General features: G+C 38.4%; 3 protein-coding genes. All 3 read left to right on the top strand.

The genetic code is table 11. From position 1 onward, the window contains the following. On the top strand, window positions 1-621 hold a 621-nt coding region (locus tag PHO71_RS25620), incomplete at its 5' end, for a low specificity L-threonine aldolase (protein WP_300209013.1). Window positions 622-716: 95 nt separating this feature from the next. Continuing rightward, the gene (locus tag PHO71_RS25615; RefSeq protein WP_300209012.1) at window positions 717-1,907 is read left to right on the top strand and encodes a BamA/TamA family outer membrane protein; all 1,191 of its coding nucleotides are present in this window, start codon (window positions 717-719) and stop codon (window positions 1,905-1,907) included. Further along, on the top strand, window positions 1,894-3,597 hold the full coding sequence (locus PHO71_RS25610) for a lipid A phosphoethanolamine transferase (RefSeq protein WP_300209011.1): 1,704 nt from the start codon (window positions 1,894-1,896) through the stop codon (window positions 3,595-3,597). The genes PHO71_RS25615 and PHO71_RS25610 overlap by 14 nt, the downstream gene beginning before the upstream one ends. The last annotated feature ends 104 nt before the right edge of the window (window positions 3,598-3,701 follow it).

The following is a 3,701-nucleotide window of genomic DNA, read 5'->3' as shown; positions in this document are numbered from 1 at the left end:
CCCAAAGCTCTTTATATATCTCAATGTACTGAACTCGGAACAATTTATACTCCTGAAGAATTAAAACGACTGACGGACTTTGCCCATCTGAATGGTATGTATGTCCATATGGATGGAGCAAGAATAGCGAATGCCTGTGCTGCACTGAATCTTTCTCTTCGTGAATTGACCATAGATTGTGGAGTGGATGTTCTTAGTTTTGGTGGTACTAAGAATGGTTTGATGATGGGTGAGTGTGTTATTGTATTTAATAAGGACCTACAACGCGAGGCTCGTTTTATTCGGAAACAGTCTGCGCAATTGGCTTCAAAGATGCGTTATCTTTCCTGCCAGTTTACTGCATATCTGACTGATGACCTTTGGTTAAGAAACGCAACTCATGCTAATGCAATGGCGGCAAAACTTTATCAGGAGTTGAAGAAGTGTCCGGAAGTTATTTTTACGCAAAAAGCTGAAAGTAATCAGTTGTTCCTGACAATGCCCCGCCCTCTTATTGACCAAATGCTGCAATTTTACTTCTTCTACTTCTGGAATGAAGAAAAGAATGAAATTCGTCTGGTGACATCTTTTGATACAACGGATGAAGATGTGGCTGAATTTATACGACTTTTCAAACGTTAAAAGAGAAAAATAGAACAACAAAAGCCTTTGTAATCGTGTTGTAATAAGAAGTTTGGAATTAACTTTGTCCCAGACTTCTCTTCTTATTATTATATATGAACACTAGGCTAAACAGATATATATTTTTAGTGCTGCTATTACTCACACAAACGACTTTAAGCGCACAAACAAATTCTACTTTCTTAGAACAACCAGTAGACTCAGTTGTATCTGTTGCCGATTCTATTCCGGTTAGTCGTAGCTTTTTCAAAAAATTTCTTGATTACTTCAACGATGCCAATAAAGAAAAGAAAAATAAGAAGTTTGACTTTAGTGTGATAGGTGGGCCCCATTATTCCAGTGACACCAAGTTTGGTTTGGGACTGGTAGCCGCAGGTTTGTACCGTACCGACCGAAATGATACAATTTTACCTCCTTCCAATGTTTCTCTTTACGGAGATGTCTCTACAGTTGGATTTTATCTGTTGGGGATACGGGGAAATCATTTGTTTCCTCAAGAGAAATATCGCTTGAATTATAATCTTTATTTTTATTCTTTTCCCAGTTTTTATTGGGGACAAGGATATGATAATGGAGCAAATTCGGCCAACAAAAGTGACTATAAACGTTTTCAGGCTCAGGTGAAAGCAGATTTTATGTTCCGTATTGCCAAGAATCTATATATAGGGCCAATGGCAGTGTTTGACTATATTGACGGGCGTGACTTTGAAAAACCGGAACTCTGGGAAGGAATGGCAGCGCGGACGACTAATGTAAGTCTGGGGCTTTCTTTACTTTATGATTCACGTGATTTCCTGACTAATGCTTATCGAGGATATTATTTAAGAATTGACCAACGGTTTAGTCCGTCATTTTTGGGTAATAAATACGCTTTTAGCAGCACCGAATTGACTACCAGTTATTACCATACGGTATGGAAAGGAGGAGTATTAGCTGGACAGTTCCACACTTTACTGAATTATGGTAATCCTCCCTGGGGATTGATGGCAACTTTGGGAAGTTCCTATTCAATGCGTGGCTATTATGAAGGACGTTATCGTGATAAGTGTGCGATGGACGCTCAAATAGAACTCCGGCAGCACGTATGGAAAAGGAATGGGGTGGCTGTATGGGTAGGAGCGGGAACGATATTTCCTAAATTCTCAGGATTCACTTCAAAACATATTCTTCCTAATTACGGCTTTGGTTATCGTTGGGAGTTTAAGAAAAGAGTAAATGTACGTTTGGATTTAGGTTTTGGTAAACACCAGACCGGATTTATATTTAATATAAATGAAGCATTTTAAAAGTATAAAGAATTGGTTAGAAAATCAGGAACACCTATTTTATATGTTCCTGTTTATATTGATAGTGCCTAACATTGTTCTTTGTTTTACAGAGCCGTTACCATTGATGGCAAAAGTGTGCAATGTGTTATTGCCTTTCGCTTGCTATTATGTGTTAATGACTTTATCCCGGAATTGTGGGAAAATGTTATGGATTTTGTTCTTATTTGTTTTTTTCGGTGCTTTTCAGATCGTATTGCTTTACTTATTCGGTCAGTCGATTATCGCTGTCGATATGTTTCTGAATTTGGCAACGACCAATTCTAGTGAAGCACTGGAATTACTTGATAATCTGATCCCTGCTGTTATTATTGTGATTGTTCTTTATGTTCCGGCGTTGGTATTGGGTATGATTTCAATCGTTAAGAAGCGAAGACTTTCTATCGGATTTATACATAGGCAACGAAAAAGGGCTTTTATAGTTCTGGGTATTTCACTTATTAGTCTTGTGGGAGCTTATATACAAGATTCCCGTTATGAACTGAAATCGGATTTGTATCCGGTGAATGTATGCTATAACGTAGCATTGGCTATTCAACGGAATGCATTGACTCAAAATTATCATGAGACATCAAAAGATTTCTCATTTCACGCTCGGACTACACATCCGGAGAATGAACGCGAAGTGTATGTTATGGTAGTAGGTGAAACCTCCCGTACCTTGAATTGGCAACTATACGGATATGAAAGGGAGACGAATCCGAAGCTGTCAAAGCAGTCGGGGCTAATCGCTTTTCCAAAAGTGCTGACGGAATCGAATACTACCCATAAAAGTGTACCAATGCTGCTCTCGGATATAACAGCTTGCAACTATGATTCTATTTATCATCAGAAAGGAATCATAACCGCTTTTAAAGAGGCAGGTTTTCAAACTGCTTTTTTCTCTAATCAACGCTATAACCGTTCTTTTATTGATTTCTTCGGAATGGAAGCTGACACTTCTGATTTTATTAAAGAGGATTCCATCAGTTTAAAATATAATCCTTCTGATGACGAATTGTTGAAGTTGGTAGAGCAGGAATTAGCCAAAGAAGGGAATAAACAGTTTATTGTACTCCATACGTATGGCTCACATTTCAATTATCGCGAACGCTATCCATCAGAAAGTGCCTTTTTTACTCCGGATTATCCTGCTGATGCAGAGCGAAAGTATAGGGATAATTTGATAAACGCGTACGATAATTCGATTCGTTATACGGATGGCTTTCTGGCACGACTGATTGGTATGTTAGAAAAGCAGCAAGTGAATGCGGCCATGATCTATACTTCCGATCATGGGGAAGATATTTTTGATGATTCCCGCCATTTGTTTCTGCACGCTTCACCTGTTCCTTCTTATTATCAACTTCATGTACCTTTTCTAGTCTGGATGTCCGAAAGTTATCGGACAACATATCCGGAACATTGGGAAGGGCTTACAAAGAATCAGAATGAAAACGTTTCTTCCAGCAGTTCTTTCTTCCCTACAATGTTGTATTTAGGAGGAGTGGAGACTGCTTATCGGGATGATTCGCAATCAGTGGCAAGTCCACTTTATATGATGAAACCGAGGGTATATCTGAACGATCACAATGAACCTCGTCCTTTGGATGATTTGGGTATGAAAAAGCAGGACTTCCGGATGTTGGAACAGAAGGATATTAACTACTGATAAATTGTGCTAAAATAGACATCAAAAAGACCTGTTGGTGTGTTATTTGCGGTATGAATAATAAACGATTAAATTCATAAAACATGGCTTATATAGATTATTAT

The sequence above is a fragment of the Bacteroides sp. genome (assembly GCF_028690125.1).
GTDB lineage: Bacteria > Bacteroidota > Bacteroidia > Bacteroidales > Bacteroidaceae > Bacteroides.
The sequence above is the reverse complement of the archived record's forward strand: the minus strand, read 5'-3'. Positions and strand labels throughout refer to the sequence as shown.

Excerpts from the sequence above, each read along its gene's own strand:
- PHO71_RS25615 (WP_300209012.1), top strand. The coding sequence starts at position 717 with ATGAACACTAGGCTAAACAGATATATATTTTTAGTGCTGCTATTACTC.
- PHO71_RS25610 (WP_300209011.1), top strand. The coding sequence starts at position 1,894 with ATGAAGCATTTTAAAAGTATAAAGAATTGGTTAGAAAATCAGGAACAC.